At 54.5% G+C, this 25275-nt stretch carries 20 protein-coding genes and 2 pseudogenes; 12 read left to right on the forward strand and 10 right to left on the reverse strand.

Annotation, left to right across the window (positions count from 1 at the left end):
- Positions 1–53: 53 nt before the first annotated feature.
- From HMPREF1628_RS04010 to tig, 5 genes are all read right to left on the reverse strand, one after another.
- The gene (locus HMPREF1628_RS04010; protein WP_052038855.1) at positions 54–359 is read right to left on the reverse strand and encodes a chorismate mutase; all 306 of its coding nucleotides are present in this window, start codon (positions 357–359) and stop codon (positions 54–56) included.
- Between the two features lie 23 nt (positions 360–382).
- Positions 383–1642, reverse strand: a complete 1260-nt coding sequence (clpX, locus tag HMPREF1628_RS04015; RefSeq protein WP_034508242.1) for an ATP-dependent Clp protease ATP-binding subunit ClpX — start codon at positions 1640–1642, stop codon at positions 383–385.
- A gap of 99 nt (positions 1643–1741) precedes the next feature.
- Positions 1742–2359 (reverse strand): ATP-dependent Clp protease proteolytic subunit, encoded by a 618-nt coding sequence (locus tag HMPREF1628_RS04020; protein WP_034508245.1) that lies wholly within the window; start codon positions 2357–2359, stop codon positions 1742–1744.
- 32 nt (positions 2360–2391) lie between these two features.
- Positions 2392–2988, reverse strand: coding sequence for an ATP-dependent Clp protease proteolytic subunit (locus tag HMPREF1628_RS04025; protein ID WP_034508358.1), 597 nt, complete (start codon positions 2986–2988; stop codon positions 2392–2394).
- 175 nt (positions 2989–3163) lie between these two features.
- Positions 3164–4513, reverse strand: coding sequence for a trigger factor (gene tig, locus HMPREF1628_RS04030; protein WP_034508249.1), 1350 nt, complete (start codon positions 4511–4513; stop codon positions 3164–3166).
- Positions 4514–4717: 204 nt separating this feature from the next.
- Between tig and HMPREF1628_RS04035 the strand changes: the two genes are divergently transcribed.
- Both HMPREF1628_RS04035 and hemH read left to right on the forward strand, forming a co-directional pair.
- Positions 4718–5131, forward strand: coding sequence for a hypothetical protein (locus HMPREF1628_RS04035; RefSeq protein WP_052038857.1), 414 nt, complete (start codon positions 4718–4720; stop codon positions 5129–5131).
- Between the two features lie 133 nt (positions 5132–5264).
- A complete protein-coding gene (gene hemH / locus HMPREF1628_RS04040; protein WP_198030396.1) occupies positions 5265–6218 on the forward strand; it encodes a ferrochelatase in 954 nt (317 codons plus the stop codon).
- 3 nt (positions 6219–6221) lie between these two features.
- Here the strand turns inward: hemH and HMPREF1628_RS04045 are convergent, their stop codons facing one another.
- The 3 genes from HMPREF1628_RS04045 to HMPREF1628_RS04055 form a co-directional block, all read right to left on the reverse strand.
- Positions 6222–6959: a trimeric intracellular cation channel family protein gene (locus HMPREF1628_RS04045; protein ID WP_034508255.1), complete on the reverse strand. Its 738-nt coding sequence runs from the start codon at positions 6957–6959 to the stop codon at positions 6222–6224.
- 214 nt (positions 6960–7173) lie between these two features.
- On the reverse strand, positions 7174–8526 hold the full coding sequence (locus tag HMPREF1628_RS04050; RefSeq protein ID WP_034508365.1) for a peptidase U32 family protein: 1353 nt from the start codon (positions 8524–8526) through the stop codon (positions 7174–7176).
- Positions 8527–8632: 106 nt separating this feature from the next.
- Positions 8633–9823, reverse strand: a complete 1191-nt coding sequence (locus HMPREF1628_RS04055) for a Fic family protein (protein ID WP_198030397.1) — start codon at positions 9821–9823, stop codon at positions 8633–8635.
- A 396-nt stretch (positions 9824–10219) separates the two neighbouring features.
- Between HMPREF1628_RS04055 and HMPREF1628_RS04060 the strand changes: the two genes are divergently transcribed.
- Positions 10220–11599, forward strand: a complete 1380-nt coding sequence (locus HMPREF1628_RS04060; protein WP_232219375.1) for a L,D-transpeptidase family protein — start codon at positions 10220–10222, stop codon at positions 11597–11599.
- Between the two features lie 162 nt (positions 11600–11761).
- Here HMPREF1628_RS04060 and HMPREF1628_RS04065 read toward each other — a convergent pair whose 3' ends face one another.
- On the reverse strand, positions 11762–12376 hold the full coding sequence (locus HMPREF1628_RS04065; protein ID WP_232219376.1) for a cation transporter: 615 nt from the start codon (positions 12374–12376) through the stop codon (positions 11762–11764).
- Positions 12377–12441: 65 nt separating this feature from the next.
- On the opposite strand from HMPREF1628_RS04065, the pseudogene HMPREF1628_RS04070 reads away from it, so the two are divergent.
- From HMPREF1628_RS04070 to HMPREF1628_RS04095, 7 genes and pseudogenes are all read left to right on the forward strand, one after another.
- Positions 12442–12852 (forward strand): annotated as a pseudogene (locus HMPREF1628_RS04070) (class I SAM-dependent methyltransferase); the annotation flags it as partial.
- 2 nt (positions 12853–12854) lie between these two features.
- Entirely contained in the window at positions 12855–13208 is a 354-nt protein-coding gene (locus HMPREF1628_RS04075; RefSeq protein ID WP_034508266.1) for a cupin domain-containing protein, read from the forward strand.
- 201 nt (positions 13209–13409) lie between these two features.
- Entirely contained in the window at positions 13410–14966 is a 1557-nt protein-coding gene (locus HMPREF1628_RS04080) for a type I restriction-modification system subunit M (RefSeq protein WP_034508269.1), read from the forward strand.
- Positions 14963–16195: a restriction endonuclease subunit S gene (locus HMPREF1628_RS04085; protein WP_034508272.1), complete on the forward strand. Its 1233-nt coding sequence runs from the start codon at positions 14963–14965 to the stop codon at positions 16193–16195. Before HMPREF1628_RS04080 ends, HMPREF1628_RS04085 begins: the two co-directional genes overlap by 4 nt.
- Before the next feature lie 2 nt (positions 16196–16197).
- Entirely contained in the window at positions 16198–19227 is a 3030-nt protein-coding gene (locus HMPREF1628_RS04090; protein ID WP_034508274.1) for a type I restriction endonuclease subunit R, read from the forward strand.
- 128 nt (positions 19228–19355) lie between these two features.
- Positions 19356–19478: pseudogene (locus HMPREF1628_RS09285) on the forward strand (type I restriction-modification system subunit M N-terminal domain-containing protein); the annotation flags it as partial.
- Positions 19479–19609: 131 nt separating this feature from the next.
- Positions 19610–20557, forward strand: a complete 948-nt coding sequence (locus HMPREF1628_RS04095) for an Abi family protein (protein WP_034508276.1) — start codon at positions 19610–19612, stop codon at positions 20555–20557.
- Positions 20558–20741: 184 nt separating this feature from the next.
- Here HMPREF1628_RS04095 and HMPREF1628_RS04100 read toward each other — a convergent pair whose 3' ends face one another.
- Positions 20742–22424 (reverse strand): dihydroxyacetone kinase family protein, encoded by a 1683-nt coding sequence (locus HMPREF1628_RS04100; protein WP_034508278.1) that lies wholly within the window; start codon positions 22422–22424, stop codon positions 20742–20744.
- Between the two features lie 83 nt (positions 22425–22507).
- Between HMPREF1628_RS04100 and HMPREF1628_RS04105 the strand changes: the two genes are divergently transcribed.
- Positions 22508–23551, forward strand: coding sequence for a zinc-binding dehydrogenase (locus HMPREF1628_RS04105; protein WP_034508280.1), 1044 nt, complete (start codon positions 22508–22510; stop codon positions 23549–23551).
- A 163-nt stretch (positions 23552–23714) separates the two neighbouring features.
- On the forward strand, positions 23715–25244 hold the full coding sequence (locus HMPREF1628_RS04110) for a S8 family peptidase (RefSeq protein WP_034508283.1): 1530 nt from the start codon (positions 23715–23717) through the stop codon (positions 25242–25244).
- The last annotated feature ends 31 nt before the right edge of the window (positions 25245–25275 follow it).

Genomic DNA, 25275 nt, shown 5'->3' on the forward strand with positions numbered 1-25275 from the left:
AGCACTTCGGTGCTCGCCACTTCTTTATTTATTTCCCCTATGGGCAATGAGGTCTACTCGTTTCGAGCTTCGTATCCCTGTTTGATGTCCTCGTGGTGACGGATCACTTCGGTGACGATGAATTGCAGGAATTTCTCGGCAAATACGGGGTCTAGTCCCGACTCTTCAGCGAGGGAGCGCAGGCGCCTCACTTGTTCTTGTTCACGCGCGGGATCCGCGGGCGGAAGGTTATGTTGGGCTTTAATGTGTCCAACGACCTGGGTACAACGGAAGCGTTCGGCAAGTATGTGAACGAGGGCGGCATCGATGTTGTCGATAGTAGCGCGGGCTTGCGCGAGTTCTTCAGGGATGTCGCTCATGTTTGTCCTTCGCTGAGGTGCAATTAAGCGCTCTGGCTTTTATCGGAGTATTGGCGGGGCCCGTATTCGGGGTCTGCACCGTCGGTGACAACCGCGGAGGTGACGGTTACCTGGCCAACTTGGGACATGGATGGGACTTCAAACATGATGTCCGAAAGCGTTTTTTCGAGGATTGAGGAAAGCGCGCGAGCCCCTGTCCCCCGCTCGTTAGCTAGCTTCGCGATTTCGTGTAGCGCTTCGTTGGTGAACTCCAGCTTCACGTCGTCCAGGTCAAACAGGTGCTGGTATTGACGAACGAGGGAGTTCTTCGGTTCGGTTAGAACCTTGATGAGGTCAGCTTCATCCAGTTGCTTGGTAGAGGTAACAACGGGCAGGCGGCCAATGAATTCGGGAATCATGCCGAACTTGTGCAGGTCTTCCGGAGTTACTTGCTCGTACAGGTCACCGTATTCCGAAGCCGATTTGAGGTCGGATCCAAACCCCGTGGTGCGCTTGCCCAGGCGGGCTTTGACGATGTCGTCCAGGCCGGCAAAGGCACCCGCTGCGATGAATAGAATGCCGGAGGTGTCGATTTCCAAGAACTGCTGGTGCGGGTGTTTGCGCCCGCCCTGCGGTGGTACAGACGCAACGGTGCCTTCAATGATTTTAAGTAGGGCCTGCTGCACGCCCTCACCGGATACATCCCTGGTGATGGAGGCGTTCTCGGCTTTGCGTCCAATCTTGTCGATCTCATCAATGTAAATGATGCCGCGCTGGGCTTTTTCAACGTCCTCGCCCGCAGCTTGAATGAGCTTCAGAAGGATGTTTTCCACATCCTCGCCAACGTATCCGGCTTCGGTTAGTGCGGTTGCGTCAACAATGACGAACGGCACGGATAGTAGCTTTGCAAGAGATCGCGCCAGGTGGGTTTTACCTGTTCCCGTGGGACCTAACAGGAGGATGTTGGACTTGGTCATTTCCATGTCCAGCGGTTCGCCGGTGCGCATGGAGGCGTGTAGGCGCTTGTAGTGGTTGTACACGGCTACGGCTAGGGCCCGCTTAGCTTTGTCTTGAGAAATGACGTAGTCGTTGAGGAACTCGTAGATTTCCTGGGGGCGCGGCGGCTGGGTTAGTTCAGCCTGTTTGGTTTCTTGAACTTCTTCTTGGATTAGGTCGGCGCATAGGTCTACGCATTCGTTGCAGATGTATACGCCAGGTCCGCCAATGAGTTTGACAACCTGTTTTTGGCTCTTTCCACAGAATGAGCATTTGAGTAGTTCAGTTGAATCCGTGAACCGCGTCAAGGATGATCCCCCTTTTGTTGGCACTGTGTGCCTGAAAAAGCTACGCCCAACAGCTCTACTTTAGAAGAGGTTGGGCGTAGCTGCGAGCAGACGCGCAGGCTAGTTGCCTTTACGCGACGTCAGCACTTGGTCGATTAATCCGTATTCGAGGGCGTCTTGCGCTGTGAGGATCTTGTCGCGGTCAATGTCGCGGCGTACCTGTTCGGGCGTGCGACCAGAGTGCTTGGCCAGCGTGTCTTCCAGCCAGGTGCGCATACGGTCGATTTCTTCTGCCACGATTTCAATATCGGAGGCTTGTCCCTGCATGCCCTGCATTGCGGGCTGGTGGATTAGCACGCGCGCGTTGGGAAGAGCGAGACGCTTGCCGGGTGTTCCTCCGGCAAGGAGGACGGCTGCAGCTGAAGCAGCTTGGCCAAGGCACACGGTTTGAATCTGCGGTTTGATGTACTGCATCGTGTCGTAGATTGCGGTCATGGCCGTGAATGAACCGCCGGGGCTGTTGATGTACATGGTGATCAGCGAGTCCGGATCTTGCGATTCAAGCACCAGTAGCTGGGCCATGACATCGTCAGCGGAGGCATCATCTACCTGCACGCCGAGGAACACAATACGGTCTTCAAACAGTTTGCCGTATGGGTCTTGGCGCTTGAAGCCGTAGGGTGTGCGCTCTTCAAACTGGGGCAGGACGTAGCGGGCGCTAGGCATTTGATTGTTCATGGTTGATTCGAATGGTGTTCTCACGATTCCTCCTAGGCCCCTGCATTCTCAGTGCCGGACACGGTTGACGCGTTGGTGACGATGTGGTCAAAGAACCCGTATTCGCGGGCTTCTTCCGCGGTGTACCAGCGGTCACGGTCTGCGTCGAGGTTGATTTGCTCTACGCTCTTGCCGGTGCGTTCAGCCGTGATTTCGGCTAGTTCACGCTTCATCTTCAAGATGAGGTCGGCATTAATGCGGATGTCCGCTGCCGTACCGCCCACGCCACCGGAGGGCTGGTGCATGAGGATACGCGCGTGCGGGGTTGCAAAGCGTTTGCCAGGGGTGCCCGCGGTGAGGAGGAACTGGCCCATGGAGGCTGCGATGCCCATAGCGACGGTAACAACGTCAGGCTGGATGAACTGCATCGTGTCGTAGATAGCCATACCTGCAGTGACGGAGCCGCCGGGGCTATTGATGTACAGGTAGATGGGCTTTTCGGGGTCTTCAGCTGCTAGCAGCAACATTTGCGCGCAAATCTGGTTGGCGCTCTCGTCGGTGACCGGCCCGCCCAGCCAGATGATGCGTTCTTTTAGCAGCCGCCCGTATACGGCGTCTCCCATCGCGGCGGGCTTGGTGTCTAGGTCCATGCTGACGCCCGTTGAAGTGGTGGTCATTACTTCTCCTACTTCTTGTCTTAAGCTTTCTTCAGCTTAGTAGCACTCGCGCGCATTTTCTTCGCCGGAGCCTGTTTTTCGCTGATGGCGATTAATAAACAGTTTGAGGGCCTGGAACAACTGTTCCAAGCCCTCAAACTATGTGTGATTATTCTGCGGACTCAGCCGAAGCGGAGGAGGCAGAGGATGCCGACTCGTCTGCTTCGTCAGCGCCGGCCTCGGCGAATTCCTCGGCGGATGGGTCGCGCGTGAACTCGGAGAGGTCAACGGCCTCGCCTGCGGTGTCCTTTACAGTGACCTTGCCTAGCGTGAGGGCGAGCGCCTTCGTGCGGGTAAGTTCTGCAACCATGAACTGGATCTGACCCTGGTCAGAGAACATCTGGCTGGGGTCCATGCCGTTCATCTGGGCGGTCTGCATCATGAAGTCAAACAGTTCCTGCTGGCCGATGTTCGGCTTAACCTGAGCTGCGAGTTCTTCAAGCACAACCTGTTCGCTAATGCGGCGAATCGCGTTTTCCTTAGCTCCCTTCTTCTTCTTTGCGGAAGCGCCTTCTTCAAGGCCCTGCTTGGCCTGCTCTTCAACTACCGACTTCGGCAGCTCAAGCTTCACAGCGTCGATGATGTGATCGAGGAGGCGGTCGCGAGCCTGGAGGGCCTGGTCTGCGCGCTTGCGCGTGCTCGCCTGGGTCTTGAGGTCTTCGCGCAGCTCATCGATGGTGTCGAACTCGGAAACCATCTGGGCGAAGTCGTCGTCAGCCTTGGGCAGTTCGCGAGCCTTCATAGCGGTTACGTTAATCGTGACCTCGGCCTCTTCACCGGCGTGCTCACCACCGGCAAGCTTGGTGGTGAAGGTGGTTTCTTCATCAGCCTTCATCCCGGTTAGGGCCTTGTCCATACCATCGAGCATGGACTTGGAGCCGATCTCGTAAGATACGTCCGAGACGGAGTCGATCTCTTCCTCACCGATCTTGGCAACCATGTTGATGGTTGCAAAGTCGCCCTTCTTGGCCTTGCGCTTGATGGGCTTTAGGGTGGCGAAGCGGGTGCGCAGCTCTTCGAGTTCCTTCTCCACGTCCTCTTCGGTGACCTCAAGGGTGTCAACTTCAAGTTCGACGTCGTCAAGCGAGGGCAGTTCAAACGGGGCAATAACCGGAACCTCAGCTACGAACGTGAGCTGGCCTCCGGGGGTACCGGTGGCGTTCGGAATTTCGGTGACTTCAACGTCTGGCTGAGCCATGACGCGAAGCTCATTCTCGGCTACAACCTGGCCGTAGAAGCGGGGCAGGACCTCGTTGATTACCTGCTCGATGACGGCTACGCGTCCAAAACGCTGATCGATGACGCGCGCGGGTACCTTGCCGCGACGGAAGCCGGGGACGTCAACATTCTTCGCGATGTCACGGTAGGCCGCGTCCATATCCTGCTTGAGGTCTTCGTAGGGAACCTCAACGGTAACTTTCACCTTGGTGGGTTCAAGATTTTCGACAGTGCTCTTCACGTAAACGCACTCCAACGTATATCTAGACTCTGACGGCCTACTTGGCCGATTACAACATGTAAATACTACGTCAAGGCAATGGGTTTTGCGGAACCGCAATGAGTAAAAGGTGACTTACTGCATGTCTGGTATAGGTTTGGCCGAACATTTTCAGTTTTCCCATGTAAAGCTTGCAGGCCCAAAGCTTTGAAGTAGCATTTTTGTATGACCGTTGAAGATGATGCCTGCTTCTGCCTGCCTGACGATGAGCGCTTGTACGAGCCGGATTACGACTGGCTGTGGACGTACCCGCCTCACAATGATGGCTCGGAGGCGCGCCTGCGCATAACGTTGTGCCCTGCTGATGACGGAGCCACGAACTCCTCGCTCCCCGATCTGGTTCATAGCTGGCTGGACACGCTCCTAGTTTTTGAAGAATCAACTTGGGGCGCTGGCGGCTGGGCGGTGCGTTTGGTGTGCGAGAAACCAGATCGCGTGTTGTTGGAGCTGTGGTCCGCGGGCGAGGACGTGGCTGACGGGATCCAAGCAGGCACGGAGTCTCTTTTTGAGGGTGTTCTGCAGGATACGGACGTACAGGTAACCTACGAGCAGTTGCCACGCATATCAGAGGAATCTTAGTTCCTCATTAAGCCATACTCCTCCTCAAACTGGGCAATTGTTTCGGCGTGCACGTTAGACGCACTGGCAAAACTCGCACTCCCCCACTCATCCAGAGGCGTTGTAGCGGGAGTTTTCGGGTAGGATGTGGCGTGTGCGCGGACTTTTGATTGTGAATTTAGGCTCGCCGGACAGTCCGGCTCCGAGCGATGTTCGACCTTTCCTGGCGAAGTTTTTAAGCGACCCGCGGGTGGTTGATTTCCCGCGCGGGGTGTGGTTGCCGATTTTGCATGGCATTGTGTTGCGCGTGCGCCCGCGCAGGTCGGGCGCTATTTATGAAACGATTTGGACGCCAGAGGGCTCCCCTCTGGTGGTTTACACAAAGCGTCAACACCAGTTGTTAAAAGAGGCTTTGCCGGACTGGAATGTAAAGTACGCGATGACGTACACCAGGCCCTCGATAGATTCGGCTTTGCGCGCATTTGAAGATGAGGGTGTAGACGACGTTACCGTACTCCCCCTCTACGCGCAGACAACGCCGTCTTCAACGGGCGCTGTAGTGGATCAGGTGCTCGATTTTTATCGTAGCCAGGTCCGCCGCCCACATTTACGGATCGTGGGTAAGTGGCCTACTCAACCCGATTATGTGAACTGGCATGCGAAGCAGATTGCGGATCGGGTGCGCGGAGAAGGTCCTGCCCCGCAGATGATTTTGTTGTCTTATCACGGGGTGCCCCAGCGGGCGGCTCACAAGCCGGAGGGATACAGGCAAGAGTGTTTAGAGACCTCCTCGGCAATTGAGGCGCGGCTACGTCAGTTGGGCGTTGACGTGCCGGTTTTGACAACGTTCCAGTCTAAGTTCGGGCCGGGAAAGTGGCTTAGGCCGGCTACGATCGACACGATGGCCAGCCTGCCGGGCCGCGGAATCACTTCGGTTTTGATTGCGACCCCAGCGTTTATTTCAGACTGTATCGAGACGGTTGACGAGTTGGATGTGTTGAATCAGAACGCGTTTAAGGAAGCGGGCGGCAAGCACTACCAGCGGGTGGCTCCAATAAATGACGATCCGGTGATCGTGGACATTGTGAAGGACCTGCTGGGTGAGTAGCGCCTAGTCTTGCGCGGGTGCAGATCGAGGCGATTCGGGCGTATCCGCTGGCACTTGCGCGTCACGGGGCGCGCCCGCTGGGCGGCGGCGGAACAAGAGGGAGCGGAACCGAACGCTGCGCAGGCCAAGTGTGACCGCGCCGGGCAGGATCCATTTGAAGCGACGCGCTACCAGGCCAAACACGGTTGAGAAGATGATTGCGAGCGCCATCCCCAGGTTGTAGTGGCCGGAGGTCTGCATGATTACCATTAGCAGGCTGGCGACGATTGCCCAGGTGGCGTACAAGGGTGCACCACCGAAAATTAGGGGTTGGCGCCGAGCTAAGAGGTCTCGGATCACTCCCCCACCTGTTGCAGTGGTAACGCCAAGTAGGATTGCGGGCGCCCAATCCAGGCCTGCAAACAGTGCCTTGGACGCGCCGGTTGCAGACCAGCAGCCAAGGGCCAACACGTCAAATACTGCGATCGATGCTACGGCGAAGCGTGATTTGAACGGGAATATGTATGCAGCCACGGCAGCGAGTACAGCGAATGCGAGGTAGTACGGGTCTGTGAGAGCAACAGGGAATCCCTGTTGGAGCAGGACGTCTCGGATCATACCGCCTCCAAGGGCGGAGGATACGGCTAAGAAAAGGAAGCCGATGAGGTCATAATTTTTGGTGCGTGCAAGGACGCCCCCTAGGAGCCCGTTGCCGAGCACCCCAACGAGGTCAACAACGCGAAAAACGAGGTATGGATCCACACGCGCCCCTTAATAATGACAGCCTTGCTAGCCCGCCCAGTTTGTACATGGGCCATCCTAGTGCAAATTTTTCTTGAAGCCGCATGCGTCTATTAGTCGAAATTTGGACCGCTATCTTGAGCCTGCGCGGGCGCCTTAAATCAGGTGTGGCCTTTAATTCGGGGGCCAATCAAGCTTGCGCGCCTCCCGATTGCGGTTGGCGCGCAAGCCGTCCCTATCCCCCGTGGTATAGGCGGGCGTGCACGCGAATCATTGCTCCCTTGGGTATCTCGATGTCGCAGGGCATGGAGAATATGCGCGCCGGGTGGTTGATAGTTTCGACCGCGCGGCCCTTGTCATCTTGCAACCCTTGCGCGGGAACTTCCATGACTACGGGCGCGCGCCCGGGGAATAGAATCTCCATTTCTTTGCCGGGTGCAAGCTTGTTCTTGGAGTGCAGGTAAAGTCTGCGCTCGGCCGCGTCATAGTCGGTGACAATGCCGCCCAGCACCCACTCGTTGATGTAGCCGCCCCGGTTCACATCTTCACTAGCCGGGTTTTCCGGGTAGTAGAAGCCCGTGGAATAGGTGCGGTGAGTAACCTTGTAGGGCTCGTCCGCTAACCAACCCGGGTATTCAACAGGCACCACGGGCCGCGGGTTTTCGGGCAGGTGGATTTGGTCATGGAATGGCGTGAGGATATTACCGGCCAAGTCTTCGAAGCCGCGTTGGATCATGTATTCATTCACCGCTGTCTTATAGGCGTTAGTCATGGCGGCAACGTAGTAGGCGCTTTTGGCTCGCCCCTCGATTTTAAGAGAGGTAATGCCGGCGTCAAGGATGTCGTGCATGTGTTCGATGGTGTTCATGTCGTTAGAGTTGAACAGGAAGGTGCCTTGATCGGTGATTTCGACGGGAATGAAGTCACCGGGCCGACGCTCTTCCACAACGTGGTACTTGTAGCGGCATGATTGCGCGCAGTCACCGTGGTTAGCATCGCGGCCGGTGGTGTGTTGCGAAATGAGGCACCTGCCAGAAAATGCCATGCACATGGATCCGTGTACGAACGCTTCAATTTCGAGTTCATCTGGCGTGTGCTTGCGCAGTTCGCGAATGTCTTCGAGGGATAGTTCGCGAGCGAGCACAACACGGCTTGCGCCTAGCTGAGCAAGAGCGTTGGCAGCCTGGTAGTTGGTGACGCCGGCTTGGGTAGAAATGTGCACTTCGGTGTTGGGAGCAACTTCGCGGGCAGCCATGAGAACGCCTATGTCGGTGACGATGAGGGCGTCCACGCCGATGTCCCCCAGCTGCCCCATGTAGTTGTTCATAGCTTCAACTTCGCCGGAACTGGGCAGGATGTTGCAGGTGACAAACACGCGCCCCCCACGCTCGTGTGCGTAGCTCACGGCCTCTTCGATGTCTTCTAGAGCGAAGTTCTTGGGCGCGGAACGCATGCCGAAGTCCTTGCCGCCCAGGTAGACGGCGTCGGCTCCAAAATCGAACGCAGTTTTAAGGGTGGCGAGGTTTCCGGCTGGCGCGAGGACCTCTGGGCGGGTGCGGCGGCGTACGCCTTCAAACAGTTCAGTCACGTGGCCAAGTGTACCGATATCCGCAAGCGGGCGAAGAACGTAACAAGGCGACCCGTCTTGCGCGCTCCCCAATCCCAAGGCAAACGTGTTTGACAGCCGCATCAGATCAGTCGAGGGAAGGTTTTTCCAGTTCTAAGAACTCCTCACCTTTTGGTGTCAAGGCGAATACTAGCGGACGCCTACTGACTTCTTCGATCAATCCTGCTTCATTCAACTCTTTAAGCATCGGACGCACGGTGCTCTTCGATCTTTTGAGAAACTTGGATATCTCATCGAGGCTTCCACCACTTCTTGGACCGAACAGAAGAATCTGGCCGAGCATAAACAATGTTTGTAGGTGATATGGCGTAAGGCTCTTGAACTCCTTATCAATCACATCGATGCGTTGCGAAAGATTCTCAAGGCTCACCAGCCGTATGCGCAACGATTCCACCAACCGCATTTGAGCAGCTAGCAATATATCCATCATGTCTCTGATAAAGAACGTCACCTCGCCCATATTCATGGGATCTTCGACCTGGAGGAAGGCTTTGTAGTATTTCCTCTTTTGCCGCATGACCTCTGCAGAAAGAGATAAAGCCGTTGGCGCAGACAGGATGCTCCGCAAGTTCAACGCAAGCAAGAAGCGCCCAAACCGCCCGTTGCCGTCGTAAAACGGGTGAGCATGCTCGACCATAAAATGACCGACCAGGGCATTCACGAGCATGGGCTTTTTCTCTGCACTACTGACATCGAGTGCAACGCTTAGCCGACTCTTAATTTCCTCTTCCCCCAACACGCCCTTGTGTATGGATTTCGAACCGTCTGTTACGTGCACTTCGCCGAGACGAAACAGGCTACCATCCAATTTATCTTCGCTGGCAACTTCGGCACCAAGAAGTTGGTCGTAAAGCGCACGTAAATCAGTCAGCGTTTGGGGAAAAGTGATAGTTTCGACGTCGCTATCACCAATGAGTAGCTTGAAAGTACTAGCCATTTCTTGAAAGCGCTTCGGCTGTCCGGGCATATTCGCATCTATTGCCATGTTGAGCGCCTCAGTTACCTCACGCCGAGTTGATTTAACATTCTCAATCTCATTTGTGGATTGTATTTCTTCAACCAAGAGGGTGTTGAAATAGTGATTTTGTGCCACGCCGGGCAACACATGCCATGCTTTCTGAATTTCCTGCTCGGTTTTCCATATGGTTTCCGACAACTCATAGATGTCGCGAGTGAGAACAGCAAATAGGGGGTTATTTCCAACGTGGTACGGGTACTTTACGGTCGCAGGACTATTTAGACGGTTTTCGAGTTCCATACTGACGACGCTGCTAGCGTCCAGATTCGTCTTATGGAACAGAACACGTAGCGACTTGTAGGTTCCCATCATCTTATGCCTAACGCTTCAGTGACCATGTTTTGAAGTTTCAAAAGAACAAGATCTTTAGCAAATAGCATACGCTCAACTAAACCCTATTTTGCAAAATTTGCGTTTTTTGCGAAATAGACCGCGCTTAAGACGCTCTTATTTGCAAAATTCGCCATTTTTGTAAATAAGCCTCCCTTTTTATCGTGGCAAAACGATCATGCGATCACTCTGCCCCATTTATGGCGTGATTTCCCTTGTATTTTGGGGGCTAATCTACAAATAGGTAGTCCCATATCGTAGGATCGCCTTATGCGCACAGTGTCAAAAGTTTTCCTCTCTTTATCCGTGGCGCTTGTTCTTGCTGTGGCGGGAGTTTTCGGGTTTGCACAAACCTATAGCGCGAAGGCGCTCCCTCGCACCACGGTCGCTGGCATGGATGTAAGTGGTAAGACGGCAAAACAGATCGAACAGCAGGTTGAGGCCGCTGCGAGTGAACGCACTCTCGATCTCACTATTGAGGGCAAGGCTGTAAGCACGTCCCTCGCTGATACAGGTTTCAGTGTTGATGCGGCTAAGACAGCGCAGGCCGCCCTTAAGCCTTCCGCTTCGGTTTGGAGCCGCGCTACCGGCCTGCTTTCATCTCGCCACATTCCTGCTTCTGTAGATGTGGATGAGCAGACGTTCACTAAGTTTGTTGAGTCGCTGAATGCGAAGACCTCGTCTCCTACTAAGGAAGCATCGGTGTCTTGGAACGGTGACCATTTTGTGGCCTCCCCTGGTTCTGCGGGCATGGCTGTTGACGCTGATCAGGTGCGTATGATCGTTGAGAATGCCGCGATGGAATTGAACGGCTCAACTTCGGCAGAGATTTCTGTGGCGCAACGCGACCCCGAGATTAGTATGGCGCAAGCTGAAGCTGCGGCCGGCAAGGCAAACGAGTTGATGACTGCGTCCGTGAAACTTGGCGACGGAGTTGAATCGTTTGAGCCTACTCGCGATGACGTTGCGAAGTGGGTTTCTTTTGACGCTGCCAATGACCTAGCTCCTTCGTTTGATGCGGCAGAGATTGAGGGGTGGGTTTCACAGATTGCGGATAAGACGAATGAGGAGCCCACGCCCGGTATTCAAAACGTTGACGAGAACGGCGAGGTTCTAATCAACGCTTTGGAAGGTAAGAAGGGTTGGAAAGCAAATAACCTTGACGCGGTTGCCGGCCAGGTGGTGCAGGCCGTGCAGGAGGGTAAGCCATTCAACGGATCGTTTGATTACGACGAAATCGAACCTACTTACGAGCAGCGCAAAATCGCTCCGGGCGCTGAAAACCTCCCCTATCCGGCCGCTCCGGGTGAGAAGTGGATCGACATTAACCTCACCACGGCGCAAATGACGTGCTACGAGGGTACGGAGGTTGTGCGCGGTCCGATTCCTGTAGTGCCGGGCAAGCCTTCCTCACCAACTGTGGACGGGCATTTCAACGTGTATTTGCAGTATGAGAGCCAAACAATGCGCGGCCTAAATGATGATGGTTCGCGTTATGTGGAACCGGATGTTCCGTGGGTATCTTATTTCCACGAGTCTTATTCGATTCATGCGGCCCCTTGGCAACGCACGTTCGGTTGGACGGGACCGGGCGGTTCACATGGTTGTGTGAATACGCCAACTTCTGACGCGGAGTGGATTTACCATTGGGCAGACCTGGGTACTTCCGTAATGTCCCACTATTAGAAGCAGCCCTCAAATAGAGGTAGACCGCAAACACTTTCAATAACACTCCCCCGGCGCGAATCCGTTTTTGGTTTCGCTTCGGGGGATGCTTTGTGCTGCTAGTAGCCTCGTTTGCACGACGGCTTCACCTGCACAGCAGTGTTATTTGGCTGTCAGCTACGGTTAATCATCATCGTCGTCGAGTTCCAGTTCGGGATTTTCTGCCCGAGCTTGTTCGAACACTTCGGCCGCGGCTGAAAGGTTGATTATGCCGATCACGATGCCAACCGTGATGTCTGGCCAGGGGCTGAACCAGAACAGGGTGACGATGCCCGCGGCAAGAATTAATAGGTTTGCGAGGACGTCGTTGCGTGCCGCAAGCCAAGCTCCTCGAACTAGCGCGGTTTCGTGTTTGCGCAGTTGGAGCAGTAGCAGTGCGCTGGCAAGGTTGATGAGCATCGCGAGGATCGCGGTTACTGACAGGGCGAGGGGTTCTGGTGGCTCTCCGGACACCATTTTCCAAATGGCGGTGCCAAATGCGGCTACAGCGGGGATAAGGATGAGGCCTGCCAGCCCATAGCTGGCTTTTCGTCGGCTCGCTACGGACCATCCAAGGGCGGTGAGTACGAGCATGTTGATCAGGAAGTCTTCGAGGAAGTCAGCTGCGTCAGCAAATAGTGCTGCCGAACCAATAATTGAGGCGATGACCAGCTCGATTATGAAGCCGATGAGATTCAGGATGGCTACCCAGGCAACGATTCGCCGAGCGCGCGTGTCAAGATTTTGAGCGGTATACACGGGCACCGATTCTACCTAACTACTGGTGGCTACTGAGTGGGCCTGCTCACCCCTCTCCAACAACACAAAGAGGAATCGCCTCGTATACGGGCGTGGATCAAGATCCGGATGCTGCCGCACGAGTGCAGACCGCGGTGGGGCCGAGGGGCAGGGTTGTGAACGCTAATGCGCAATCCACTGGCCTTGAGGCTGAATCAGCGCAGGTGGTGGTTGGTGAAGCGATGCTGACCATGCAAGGCGATAAAGGTAAGCAAGAGATAATCGCTGAAGCGTTCCGACTGCTTGAACCGGGCGGTTGCTATGCGATCCACGAGCTTGGCCTCACCCCGGACAGCATTGACGCGGAGCTTGCGGACCTGTTGCGCCGGCGCGTATTGGATATGCGCGCGACATTCAACGAATACCGCGATAATCTGACCGGCATCGCTATCGTAGCGCGAAAACCCACCACCAATCTGGAGGAAAAGGAGATCTGACTATGACTGAGCCCAAACCATCACCTGCCGGCTCGCTGGGGTTTATCGAAAACCTGGCGCAGTGTGTTGAATATTGTGCGAACTCAACGACTTCTACAACGGTAATGCGGGCCGAGGGGGTGAACGTGGTGTTGTTCTCGTTTGATGAGGGAGAAGAACTATACGAGCACACTGCCGCAATGCCTGTGATTGTGCAGGCCCTTGAAGGTGAACTAGAAATCAGTGCGGATGGCAAGACAGTGACGTTGCGTCCGGGCGGAATGGTGCATTTTTCTACGCGCTTACCGCACGCGGTTAAGGCACTAACCAAAGCAAAAATGGTGCTTTACATGATGAGCCGGCCGGCGGCGAATTAAGGTACGCCCCGCAAATTTGCGCAGGAGTGGGCCGGTTCTGTCCGCTCCTGCGCATTGATTTTTAGGACTATTGCAAGAGGGTGTGGCCGGCCAAACCGCTTTGCAGCATGTTGCGCACATTCTTTGTCCTACTCCCCCGTTATCCTTATGAACGTGGCCGGTTGCGGCGTTAAAACGGGTTAGTGGTATTGGGAGTTTGTTGTGGGTAGTGACGCTCAAAGACAAGAGCTACATCGGACTATCTGGCGTATCGCTAATGATTTACGCGGGTCTGTAGATGGTTGGGATTTCAAACAGTACGTGCTTGGCATGCTGTTTTACCGCTTCATTTCTGAGCGTTTTGTTCAGCACGTGAACCGGTTGGAGCGTGAGACGGATCCTGATTTTGACTACGTTCAACTCCCCGACGATCTAGCCGAGTATGGTCGCGATAGTTCGGTTGCAGAGTTGGGCTTTTTCATTCGCCCGTCCGAGCTTTTTGAGAACGTGCGTAAGAACGCGGCTGCTGACCCGGATTTAAACGAGCGGCTTGAGCAGGTTTTTCGCAATATTGAGGGCTCGGCTGTTGGCTCCCAGTCAGAGGGCGACATCAAAGGCTTGTTCGATGATCTGGATGTGAACAGCGCGAAGCTTGGTAATACTGTGGCGGCTCGTAATGCGAAGCTGGTGCGCATTCTGAATGAGATTGGGAATCTGCCCCTCGGTGATTTCAGCTCTCATTCCATTGACATGTTCGGGGACGCTTACGAGTTCTTGATGACGATGTATGCGTCTTCGGCAGGCAAGTCCGGTGGCGAGTTCTTCACCCCGCAAGACGTTTCTGAACTGCTTGCGCGCCTAACTTTGGTGGGTAAAACCAAGGTGAACGGCGTGTATGATCCAGCCTGTGGTTCTGGTTCGCTTCTGCTTCGGTTTGCCAAGATTATTGGGCAAGAAAACATTGATCGCGGCTACTTTGGCCAGGAGATTAACCTGACCACGTACAACCTTGCGCGCATCAACATGTTCTTGCACGGCGTTGGGTTTGAAGATTTCAGTATTGCTCTGGGCGATACTCTGACTGATCCGAAGCATTGGGATGATGAGCCATTTGAAGCGATCGTTTCTAACCCTCCGTATTCCACACGTTGGGAGGGTAAGAATTCTGCGATTTTGGTAAATGATGAGCGTTTCGCTCCGGCGGGCGTGCTGGCTCCCCCGTCAAAGGCGGACCTGGCGTTCACAATGCATATTCTGCATTGGCTTGCAGAGGACGGCGTTGCAGCGATTGTTACGTTCCCAGGTGTTCTGTACCGTGGGGGCGCTGAGGGCAAGATCCGTAAGTACCTGGTGGATAACAACTTTGTTGATGCGATTATTCAGCTGCCTTCGGATTTGTTCTTTGGCACAACGATTTCTACGTGCATCATGGTATTGAAGAAATCTAAGCAGGATCCTTCGATTCTGTTTATTGACGCTTCCGCTGAGTTTGAGCGGCGTAGCACTAAGAATCAGCTTTTGGATGAGCATCGCGAGAGTATCCTGGAGGCGTTCACTGCCCGCAAGGACGTGGATCATTTCGCACGCCTAGTGAAGTATGAGGAGGTTGCGGAGAACGACTACAACCTCTCGGTGTCTTCCTATGTTGAGCCGGAGGACACTCGCGAAATCATCAACATTGAAGAGCTGAACGCCAACCTGGTAAAGATCGTCGCCCGCCAACAAGAACTACGCGCACAAATCGACCAGATCGTAGCCGACCTGGAGGACACCAAATGAGCCACATCGAGAAGCTAATAGAAGAACTATGTCCAGACGGGGTGGAGTTCGTGCCGGTGAGCGATGTGATCGAAAAGGTCAGTAACATCAAGTGGGCAAGCACTGATTCCCCAAGGGAATACATAGACCTTAGCTCGGTGGATATCCGCTCCGGCCGTATCACGGATACACACTTAGTTGATGCTTCGAATGCGCCTTCACGAGCAAGACAACTAGTCAGAGTAAACGATGTTTTGTTCGCTACAACCCGACCAACGCAAATGCGAGTATGCGAAGTTCCACTCGCCTTTGATGATGCCGTTTGTTCCACGGGATACTGCGTTTTGCGCCCAAAGACTACGAAGATAAGCCCCAGATGGCTGTTTCATATTCTTCGCACACAACGCGCATTCCAGTTCCTGAAGAATAATCAGACTGAAGGAAATTACCCCGCTATTTCTGACCGTACTCTCAAGCGTTTCTCGATTCCTCTACCACCGCTCGAGGCACAAATGGAGATTGTTCGGATTCTTGATGCATTTACAGAGCTGGAAGCGGAGCTGGAAGCGGAGCTGGAAGCGGAGCTGGAAGCTAGGAAAAAACAATACGAGTACTACCGCGACCAACTCCTAACCTTCCCTGAGGGGGGGGTAGATTGGAAGAGCATAAGTGAATTCGCGGACATCACACGTGGGAATGGGCCACAGAAGAAGGACTTCCTCGGGGCTGGGTATCCCTGCATTCATTACGGGCAGATATACACGCATTACGGTATCTCCGGAAATGAAACCAAAAGCTTCATTGACGGCGCTGTTTTCGCAAAATCAAAAACCGCCTCACCTGGCGACCTCATCATGACCGATACCTCAGAAAATGATGAAGACCTCGCGAAAGCAGTAGCTTGGATTGGAGCCGGCGAAGTCGCTGTCAGCAACCACACTTTCATTCTGAAACACGACTTGGATCCCGAATATCTTTCGCTATTTTTCAGTTCTGAAGGCTTCCAACGGCAGAAACGGCGCTACATATACGGAACAAAAGTCCGGACTATCTCGCAAAGGTCTCTCGAGAAAATAAAGGTTCCAGTGCCACCAAAACCCAGGCAAGTAGAAATCAGAAAGAAACTTATGACAATGTACGCCCTTGTCAATGATATTTCTTCTGGTTTGCCGACTGAGATTGAGGCTCGACGCAAACAGTATGAGTACTATCGAGATAAGTTGCTGACGTTTAAAGAGAAAGCTTCCTAACTGTGGAGACGCGCAAGTTTGACCCCGTAGCCCTATCATCCCAATCAACCGTCGTGGCCGAGTACGTGCCTGACAACAATGATGCCAGCGGCTACCAGTCCGAAGCTCAACTAGAAGCCGAATTCATCCGCCAACTCCAAGCACAAGGCTACGAATACGCTGATATTCGAGACGAACAACACCTCGAAACTAACCTGCGCGTCCAACTCTCAAAACTCAACGAAGTCGAGTTCACAGACGCCGAGTGGAACCGCTTCTACAAAACCAACATTGCTAACACCAGCGACACCGTAGAAGACAAAACCACGCGCATCCAAGAAGACCACATTCAACTACTCGAGCGCGAAGACGGCACCACTAAAAACATTCGCCTAATCGACAAAGACAACATTCACAACAACCACCTGCAAGTCATCAACCAATACGCCGTAAACAAAACAGACGGAGCGAAACACTCCAACCGGTACGACGTCACCATCCTCGTAAACGGACTCCCCCTGGCACACATCGAACTCAAACGACGCGGCGTACCCCTACGCGAAGCCTTCAACCAAATCAACCGCTACCGCGACGAAAGCTTCAGCACCGGCGCAGCCCTATTCGACTACGCCCAAATCTTCGTTATCTCCAACGGCACCAGCACCAAGTACTACTCCAACACCACGCGCCTTGCCCACGTCAACGAAACCAACAAAAAAGACAAAAAATCATTCGTCTTCACCTCATATTGGGCCGACGCGCAAAACCAACCCATCGAAGACCTCATCGCATTCGCAAAAACATTCTTCGCCAAACGCACAATCCTCAATATCCTCACCAAATACTGCGTCTACACCGAAAACCGACAGCTGCTAGTAATGCGGCCCTACCAAATCGTGGCCACCGAAAGAATCCTCACCCGCATACTCACCTCCACCAATGCGGGCACACTCGGCACCACAGCCGCCGGAGGCTACATCTGGCACACCACCGGATCCGGCAAAACCCTCACCTCGTTCAAAACCGCTCAACTAGCCACCAAAGTTGAAGGCGTTGAAAAAGTACTCTTCGTAGTAGACCGCAAAGACCTCGACTACCAAACCAAACTCGAATACGACCGCTTCCAAAAAGGCGCAGCCAACGGCAACACGTCAACCGCGCAGCTCAAACGACAACTCGAAAGCGCGGATCCGGCCAAAAAAATCATCGTCACCACCATCCAAAAACTTGCAACATTCATCAAAGCCAACCAGGGCCACACCGTTTACAACGGGCACGTAGTCCTCATCTTCGACGAATGCCACCGCTCCCAATTCGGCGACATGCACATAGCCATCAAACGAGCGTTCAAAAAATACAACCTCTTCGGATTCACCGGAACCCCCATATTCGCGGAAAATGCGGGCTCTGGAAAACACGTGAACCTCAAAACCACGGCGCAAGCATTCGGCGAAAAACTCCACACCTACACGATCGTGGACGCCATCACCGACAAAAACGTGCTGCCCTTCCGCATCGACTACATCAACACAATCGAAGAAGGCAGCTTCAAAGACAAAGATGTGCGTGCCATCGACGTGGAAAGCGCCATGATGCACCCCGAACGCATCCGGCAAGTAGCGCAATACATCCTCGACCACTTCGACCAGAAAACAAAACGCAACTCCGTTTACATGGTGGGTGGCAAACGCAAACAAGGATTCAATGCCCTCTTCGCCACGTCCTCCATCGAAGCAGCCCGTGCCTACTACGGCATGTTCAGCAAACTACAGTTGAACGTGCCCGACGCACAAAAGCTCAAGATCGGCATGATCTACTCCTACGGAGCTAACGACCAGCCAGAAGACGGGATCATCGAAGACGAAAGCTTCGATGCTGAGAAACTATCCGAATCAGACCGCGGATACCTTGAGGACGTAATCAACGATTACAACGACATGTTCTCAACCAACTTCAACACCTCCGGTTCCAGCTTCCAGGACTACTACGAACACCTATCGAAACAGCTCAAAGACCGCGAACTTGACCTCGTGATCGTTGTCAACATGTTCCTAACCGGCTTCGACGCGCCAACACTAAACACGCTGTTCGTAGACAAAAACCTGCGCTCACACGGCCTCATTCAGGCCTACTCGCGTACAAACCGCATCCTCAACACCGTCAAAACATACGGGAACATCGTTTCGTTTAGAAACCTTGAGCAACAAACGCAAGACGCCATCGCACTATTTGGCAACAAAGACGCATCCGGCATCGTCATGCTCCGCCCCTACCAGGAATATCTGGACGAGTACAAAGCCCAGCTAAAGGAGCTTCGGGCCGTTTACGCCGACCCCACAAACCCCATACCCGCGAGCGAAACAGCGCAAAAAGAATTCATCAACATATTCGGCGCAGTACTACGACTGCAAAACATTCTGTCCTCATTCGATGACTTTAAAAGTGACAACCAGTTCAGCGAGCGCGAACTCCAAGACTACAAGTCCCGCTACATGGACCTGTACGACCAGTGGAAACCGCGCACGGATAACGATCGTGAAGACATTCGCCAAGACGTTCTGTTTGAAATCGAACTCGTCAAACAGGTTGAAATCAACGTGGATTACATCCTCATGCTCGTTGAGCAACGCCACGAAGCCGGCACAGACAGCGAAGACAAAGAGATTCGCGCAAAGATTGACAGGGCGCTCTCTTCCTCACCCTCGTTGCGTCCAAAGCGCAAGCTCATTGAAGAGTTCGTAGACACCGTGTCTATCAACACCAGCGTGCAAGATGAGTGGCGTGAGTACGTAAACGGCAAGCGTGAAGAAGAGCTAACCGCAATCATCAACGAGGAGCGGCTCAACCGAGACAAGGCCGAACAGTTGATTTCAAACGCCCTGCGCTCGGGTCACGTGCCCACCGCGGGACAATCCGTGGCACGTGTTCTACCGCCCATCTCCCGGTTCCGCCCAGACAACGCGCGCGGAGAAACCATGCAACGCGTCTATGCCAAACTGCAAGAGTTTGTGGACCGCTTCCGCCCGCTCCTGCGTAGCGACTTTGAGGACTGATTAAAAGGTGTGTCCGGCCAAACTGCATTGCAGCATGTTGTGCACAATCTTTGTCCTACTCCCCCGTTATCCTAATGAAAGTGGTCGGTTGCGGCGTTAAAACTGGTTAGTGGTATTGGAAGTTTGTTGTGGGTAGTGATGCTCAAAGACAAGAGCTGCATCGGACTATCTGGCGTATTGCTAATGATCTACGCGGGTCTGTAGATGGTTGGGATTTCAAACAGTACGTGCTTGGCATACGATTTTGTCGCATAAGCTAGCACCGTTACGAAAAGACTGGCTTCAGAACTGGCGTGGATATATACTCTAGGTAATAGTTCAGCCCACCTCGACTTCAGTCGAGAGTGGGCTGGATCTCTATCTCAGGGTCGGAGCAGACATCTTGGGTAAGCAAATAAAGAAACCAGAGACCATTGCCCAGCACATTGAGTTGTTGCGCTCACGCGGCATGGAGGTAGAGGCCGACATTGCAAGTCAATGGCTAAGCTACGTGAGCTACTACCGGCTATCAGCCTACTGGTATCCTGCCCGAGAGCTGAGTTCTCGTGGTAGCCGGAAAGACACGTTTCTTCCTGGTACCAGATTCACTGATGCGATAGCTTTATATGAGTCCGACAGGAAATTGCGGGCACTTGTCCACGACGGTATGGAACGCATCGAAATTGCTATGCGAACGCGCTTAGGAGAAGCTCTGATAGCTGCCGATCCTCTCGCCTACGCTAATCCGGAACGGTTCCGACCTACGTTCAACCATAAAAGCTGGATGACAATACTGCAGAAGCGTATGCAGCGTGCTGGTCGAAATAATGAAGCGATAAAACACTACCGCGATAATTATGACAGCCAATACCCGTTCTGGGTGCTAGCCGAAGTACTCGATTTTGCAGATATATCCCGCCTCTATGAGGGCCTGCCGTCCTCTGATCAATGCAGTATCGCCGAGCAACTAGGCATAGTCATAGATCTGGGCTCTTTATCCAAAAACCAGCAACGCAAAGCTAAACTTCAGTCGCCACTAGCACGCTGGATGGAACAGCTCACTATCGTTCGAAATTTCTGTGCACACCATGCGCGGTTGTGGAATAAATCCTTCGCACCAGCCCCCACATCGGCGATGCGAACACAATCAAAGTTTAACGAACTTCCCACCGGACAAAGTGAGCAGATTTTTGGCGTTCTCGTTGTCATGTCCGGTCTCATTCGAGTTACATCTCCGGGAACAAGCTGGCCTGAAAAGGTAACACGCCTAATCCGAAACGATTTCTTAACTAACCCACTTGTAAACCCCACTAGCCTCGGACTACCCGACAACTGGAGTGGAAGGTTTTGAGATTATCCCCTGATTCGTCAATAGATACTAACAGCAATCGCCCAACACGCACTGTTACCGTTTACGGTCTAAACGTCTACCAAACCTCTGCTATTTCCGAACCGATTCTTATCGAGCGTTTTGAAATAATAAAGGAACGGTCTGCCACCCAGGCTGGCGTGGCAGACCGTTCATCCTCAAGGGCTTAACCTTCCAAGTATTCGGTGATTACCTCGAAGATCATTGCCAGCGAGGTTGCGCCAGCATCTGGCGTTCCCAGGCTCTTCTCCCCCAGCGGGCGAGCCCGACCAACCTTCGCCACCAAATCCTTAGTGGACTCAGCGCCCTTACAGGCAGCATCCGTAGCCGCGCGCCAATCGCCCTGGTTCTGCAGTGCCTCAACGGCAGGAACAAACGCATCAACCATCGTCTTATCCCCCACGTGAGCGCCACCCAAACGAGTCACCGCTTCAAGGCCGGCAGCCGTTGCGTCCACCAGATTCGCGTCTCCAGCCTCGTCGCCAAGTACGCGGCCAAACGCCGTCAGCAACGCGCCCCACAGGGCACCCGACGTGCCGCCCGCAGAAGCGGACCAAGAATCACCCGCACCCGCAAGCACAGTGGCCGCGCCACCGCCTTCACTAGCCAAACGGCGTGCCGTCTCCACAGCTGCCTTCGACCCGCGAGCCATGCCAATACCGTGGTCACCATCGCCCGCAACCGCGTCGATCTTTCCCAGCTCCGGCTCCTTCTCATGAAGCAGATCAGCGATCCGCTCCAAAACGCTTACAACCTCGCCAGCCAGCTTCTGCGACTCCTCACTGCCAGGTTGCTCAACGCGAACCTCCTCCGCAGTCACATTCAGCTCACGGTCATCAACCTCCGCCGGAGCCATATTGCCCACCCGGAAAGCAGGCGTATCCGCAGGCGCCTGCCAGAACTTGAGCAGTTCGTCATCAACCCACACCAGCGTTAGCGACACGCCAGCCATATCGAGAGAGGTCACGAACTCGCCAACTTCCTTACCAACCAGTTCAAGACCGGCCGCGCGAAGACGCTTGGCGATGTCCCTCCACAGGACGAACATCTCCTCATACTTGGTATCGCCCAGGCCGTTCACAATCGCTACAACGCGGTTATCCGAGCCCTCCGGACGCTCCTTAATCAAGCCGTCAACGAGTAGCTGTGCGATCTCATCCGACGTGCCAATCTCGTCCTCACGCACACCCGGCTCGCCGTGAATACCCATGCCAACGCCCATACGGCCCGGCTCCAGGTGGAACAACGGCTCCTTCGCGCCCGGCAACGTGCAGCCACTAAACGCCACGCCAAACGAGCGCGTGCGATCATTTGCCTTATCAAAAACGCGCACAACCTCATCAATATCCAAGCCGGCCTCCGCCGCTGCGCCCGCGATCTTGAACGTGGGCAGGTCGCCAGCAATACCGCGACGCTTCAGATGGTCCTCTTCACTAGCCGAAGCCACATCATCTGTAACTACCAGGGTGCGAGCATCAATGCCCTCACTACGCAAACGCTCAACTGCTTGACCGAAATGCAGGACGTCACCCGCATAGTTGCCAAACCCGATCAGTACGCCGCCGCCACGCTCGGCAGCCTTCGCCACCGAATACGCTTGGGCTCCCGAAGGGGACGAGAAAATATTGCCCGCCACAGCGCCATCAGCCATGCCCGGCCCAACCCAACCAGCAAACGCGGGATAGTGGCCGCTACCTCCACCAACTACGATGGCAACCTTGCGATCCGGGGTTTTAGTACTGCGCACCACGCCACCATAGACGGGTTTAACCCAGTTGCTGAACGCGTCAGCAAAGCCCTCAATAGATTCGGCTGGGAACTCCTCGGGGTTATTAACTAGACGTGTCATCTGTATTCCTCCTCGAATGACTACTGACGCCCCTTATACTAAACTGTGTTGTAAGTAACACGCCAGACGTTAGGAAGAGATCAATGCGAGCTGCCGTTCTCAACGCCCCTCAAGACCTACAACTAACCGAAAAAGACGTTCCCGTGGCCGGCCCCGGCGAGGTAGTTCTCAAGATTGAAGCGAACACCCTTTGTGGTACTGACTACCGGCTCTACACCGGTGCAAAAACCGCGGGAGTTCGCCCCGGCGTTGTTCCAGGCCACGAAATCGCCGGCCGCGTACACCAAATCGGCGAAGGCGTAGACGCCTACTACCCGCACCTTAAAGTAGGACAACAAGCCACAGTCTCGATCGTCGTTTCCTGCGGGGCCTGCCGCAACTGTTTGCACGACCGCGAGCATCTTTGCGAAAACCTCGAACTGTTTGGCTACGGCTACGACGGCGGCCTGCAAGAATACATGCTCGTTCCCGCCAACGTAGTTGCATGCGGCAACCTCTTCCCCGTTACAAAAGAGCTCTCCCCTAAGGCTCTGTGTCTGGCCGAGCCGGTTTCCTGCTGCCTCAACGGCATTGCTAACTTCGGCATCAACCAGGCCGACACCGTGGTCATCATGGGCGCTGGCCCCATTGGCCTGCTGCACGCGCAACTAGCTAAGCACGCGGGTGCGGCAAACGTGATTGTTTCTAACCGGGGTGCGGGACGTCGCGAGATTGCCACCAAGCTGGGCGTCACTGCGGTTCATTCTGATGACCTCGTTGAAACCGTTAATGACGTGACGGCAGGGCGCGGCGCTGACGTAGTCATCGTTTGTATTGGCGTGCCAGAACTTGCCAACCAGGCGCTCGAAATTGCTGCTGACGGGGGCCGCGTGAACTACTTCGCGGGCTTCCCGAAGGGCTCTACCTCCACGATGGAGCCAAACCTCATTCACTACAAGGAGCTGCAAGTCACGGGCGGTTCGAATGCTCGCCGCCGCGACGTAGCCAAAGCCATTGAGCTACTTCAAGACGGCGTGATCGACGTGGACGCGATTGTGACCCACGAGTTCGCACTCAGTGACATCCACTCCGCCTACGACGCGCTTCGCGACCGCATCGGCGTAAAAGTAGTGGTAATCCCGGACTGATCTTTGTAATCGCATCGCTTCCACCCTAAGGCCGGCCTGATAATCGGGCTGGCCTTACCTGTGCCTACATAGAAAGGCAGGTCTCAAAACCCAGCTTAAATATTGCGCGATTCCTGTGCTTCGCAGAAAATCACTCACAGAAAACTAAGCGAGAGGAACTAGCGTGAACCTCAAACACCTCAAGCCCTCAAGAACCACCAGGCCTGCACACACGGAACGCGGCGAACATAGCCGCTCCAAATGGTTAGCAGGCGTTGCCCTCGCCGCGCTTGCAACCACGACGCTCCTCCCGGCAGCTGCAACTGCCGATGAGGCCTCCTGGTATTACCAAGAGCTTGGCTACAACCAGCTACACGAACAAGGCGTAGACGGAAAAGGCGTCACCATCGCAATCTTCGAAACCGGAGTTGACCTCAACGCTCCAGACCTGCAAGGCGCCAACGTCGAACTGGTCCCCCTACCAGACGTGTGCCTACCCATACGCGAACATGCCGCACAAAATAACCTCGTAGACCTTGACGGTGGAACCTACCAAGACTCCATAGCACACGGCACGCAGGTAGCAACGATGATCGTGGGGCAAGGCGGCACGGGGCGCATCCAAGGCGTAGCACCTCAGGCGAAGCTACTGGTAATGGAAGTACCTTTTTCTGCCATAACGCCCTCTTCCTCATCATGGCCCGAAGCATGTGACGCTTCCAAAGTGCTGTCAGGTGGCCGCTTCAAAGACGCTGAAGACCGCGGAGCTGACATCTTCTCCCTATCCATTCTGGGTCCTATACAGCCCGGCCCCTACCTCTCCGCCTACCTGCAAATGAGAGGGAAAGCCCTCATCACCGGCGCCGGAAACGACAAGACAGTGACCGCCGAATCAGCAGGCGCACCCGGCGTAGTCACCGTCACCGCGGTAGCACCCGGAAACACCGTCACCGACTGGGCGGCGTCCGGTAGCGAAAACACCGTAGCAGCGCCCGGCCAAAACTTAATCCTGCGCGAACACGACGGTTCAATCACACAAAACGGGGCCGGCACCAGCTACGCTGCCCCCATCGTTGCGGGAACGCTTGCTCTTGGCCACCAAAAATGGCCGGATGCATCCTACAAGCAGCTCGTTCACTCACTAACTCAAACAGCTAGCAATAAAGGCACACATTCCAACGACCTCGGCTACGGCACCATAGACCCGGTAGCATTCATCAACAACGACCCCGCGCAGTATCCAGACGAGCCCATCCTCTACCCCGAATCTGAACTCGCAGACCCTGAATGGGATGTTGTGCGCGACCTTTGCACTGGATTCCCACTCGATGAAACCATGGGCTACATTTCGCACTATCGCGCCGACTACGGCATTGATCCAAACTACGTGGAATGGCTCCCCCAAAAAGCTAAAGATGAAGGCTGGCTAGGAACCGGCGACGACCCTGATCACTGGCAGAAGATCGGTGCGAAAGACTCTGAAAGCACAAACGACGCAGTTCGTAACAGCCCCAGCGCAAGCGGCGTGAACCCCGCGGAAACACTCCTGCGGACGGTCGTACTAATCGCGATTCTTGCAGCCATTGGCCTGGGCATCTGGAAACTGTTCGGATCCCGCAAGAAAACCCGCTCCAACCCTGCGGATAACAATCCGGGAGGCCACCCGGGCAACCCTACTTCGCCGGGGCAAAACTCGCCCGGCTCGAACCTCTAGAAACGATACGGGATTATTCGTGACGTAACCG

The sequence above is a fragment of the Actinomyces sp. S4-C9 genome, assembly GCF_000758775.1.
GTDB classification, from domain to species: domain Bacteria; phylum Actinomycetota; class Actinomycetes; order Actinomycetales; family Actinomycetaceae; genus Gleimia; species Gleimia europaea.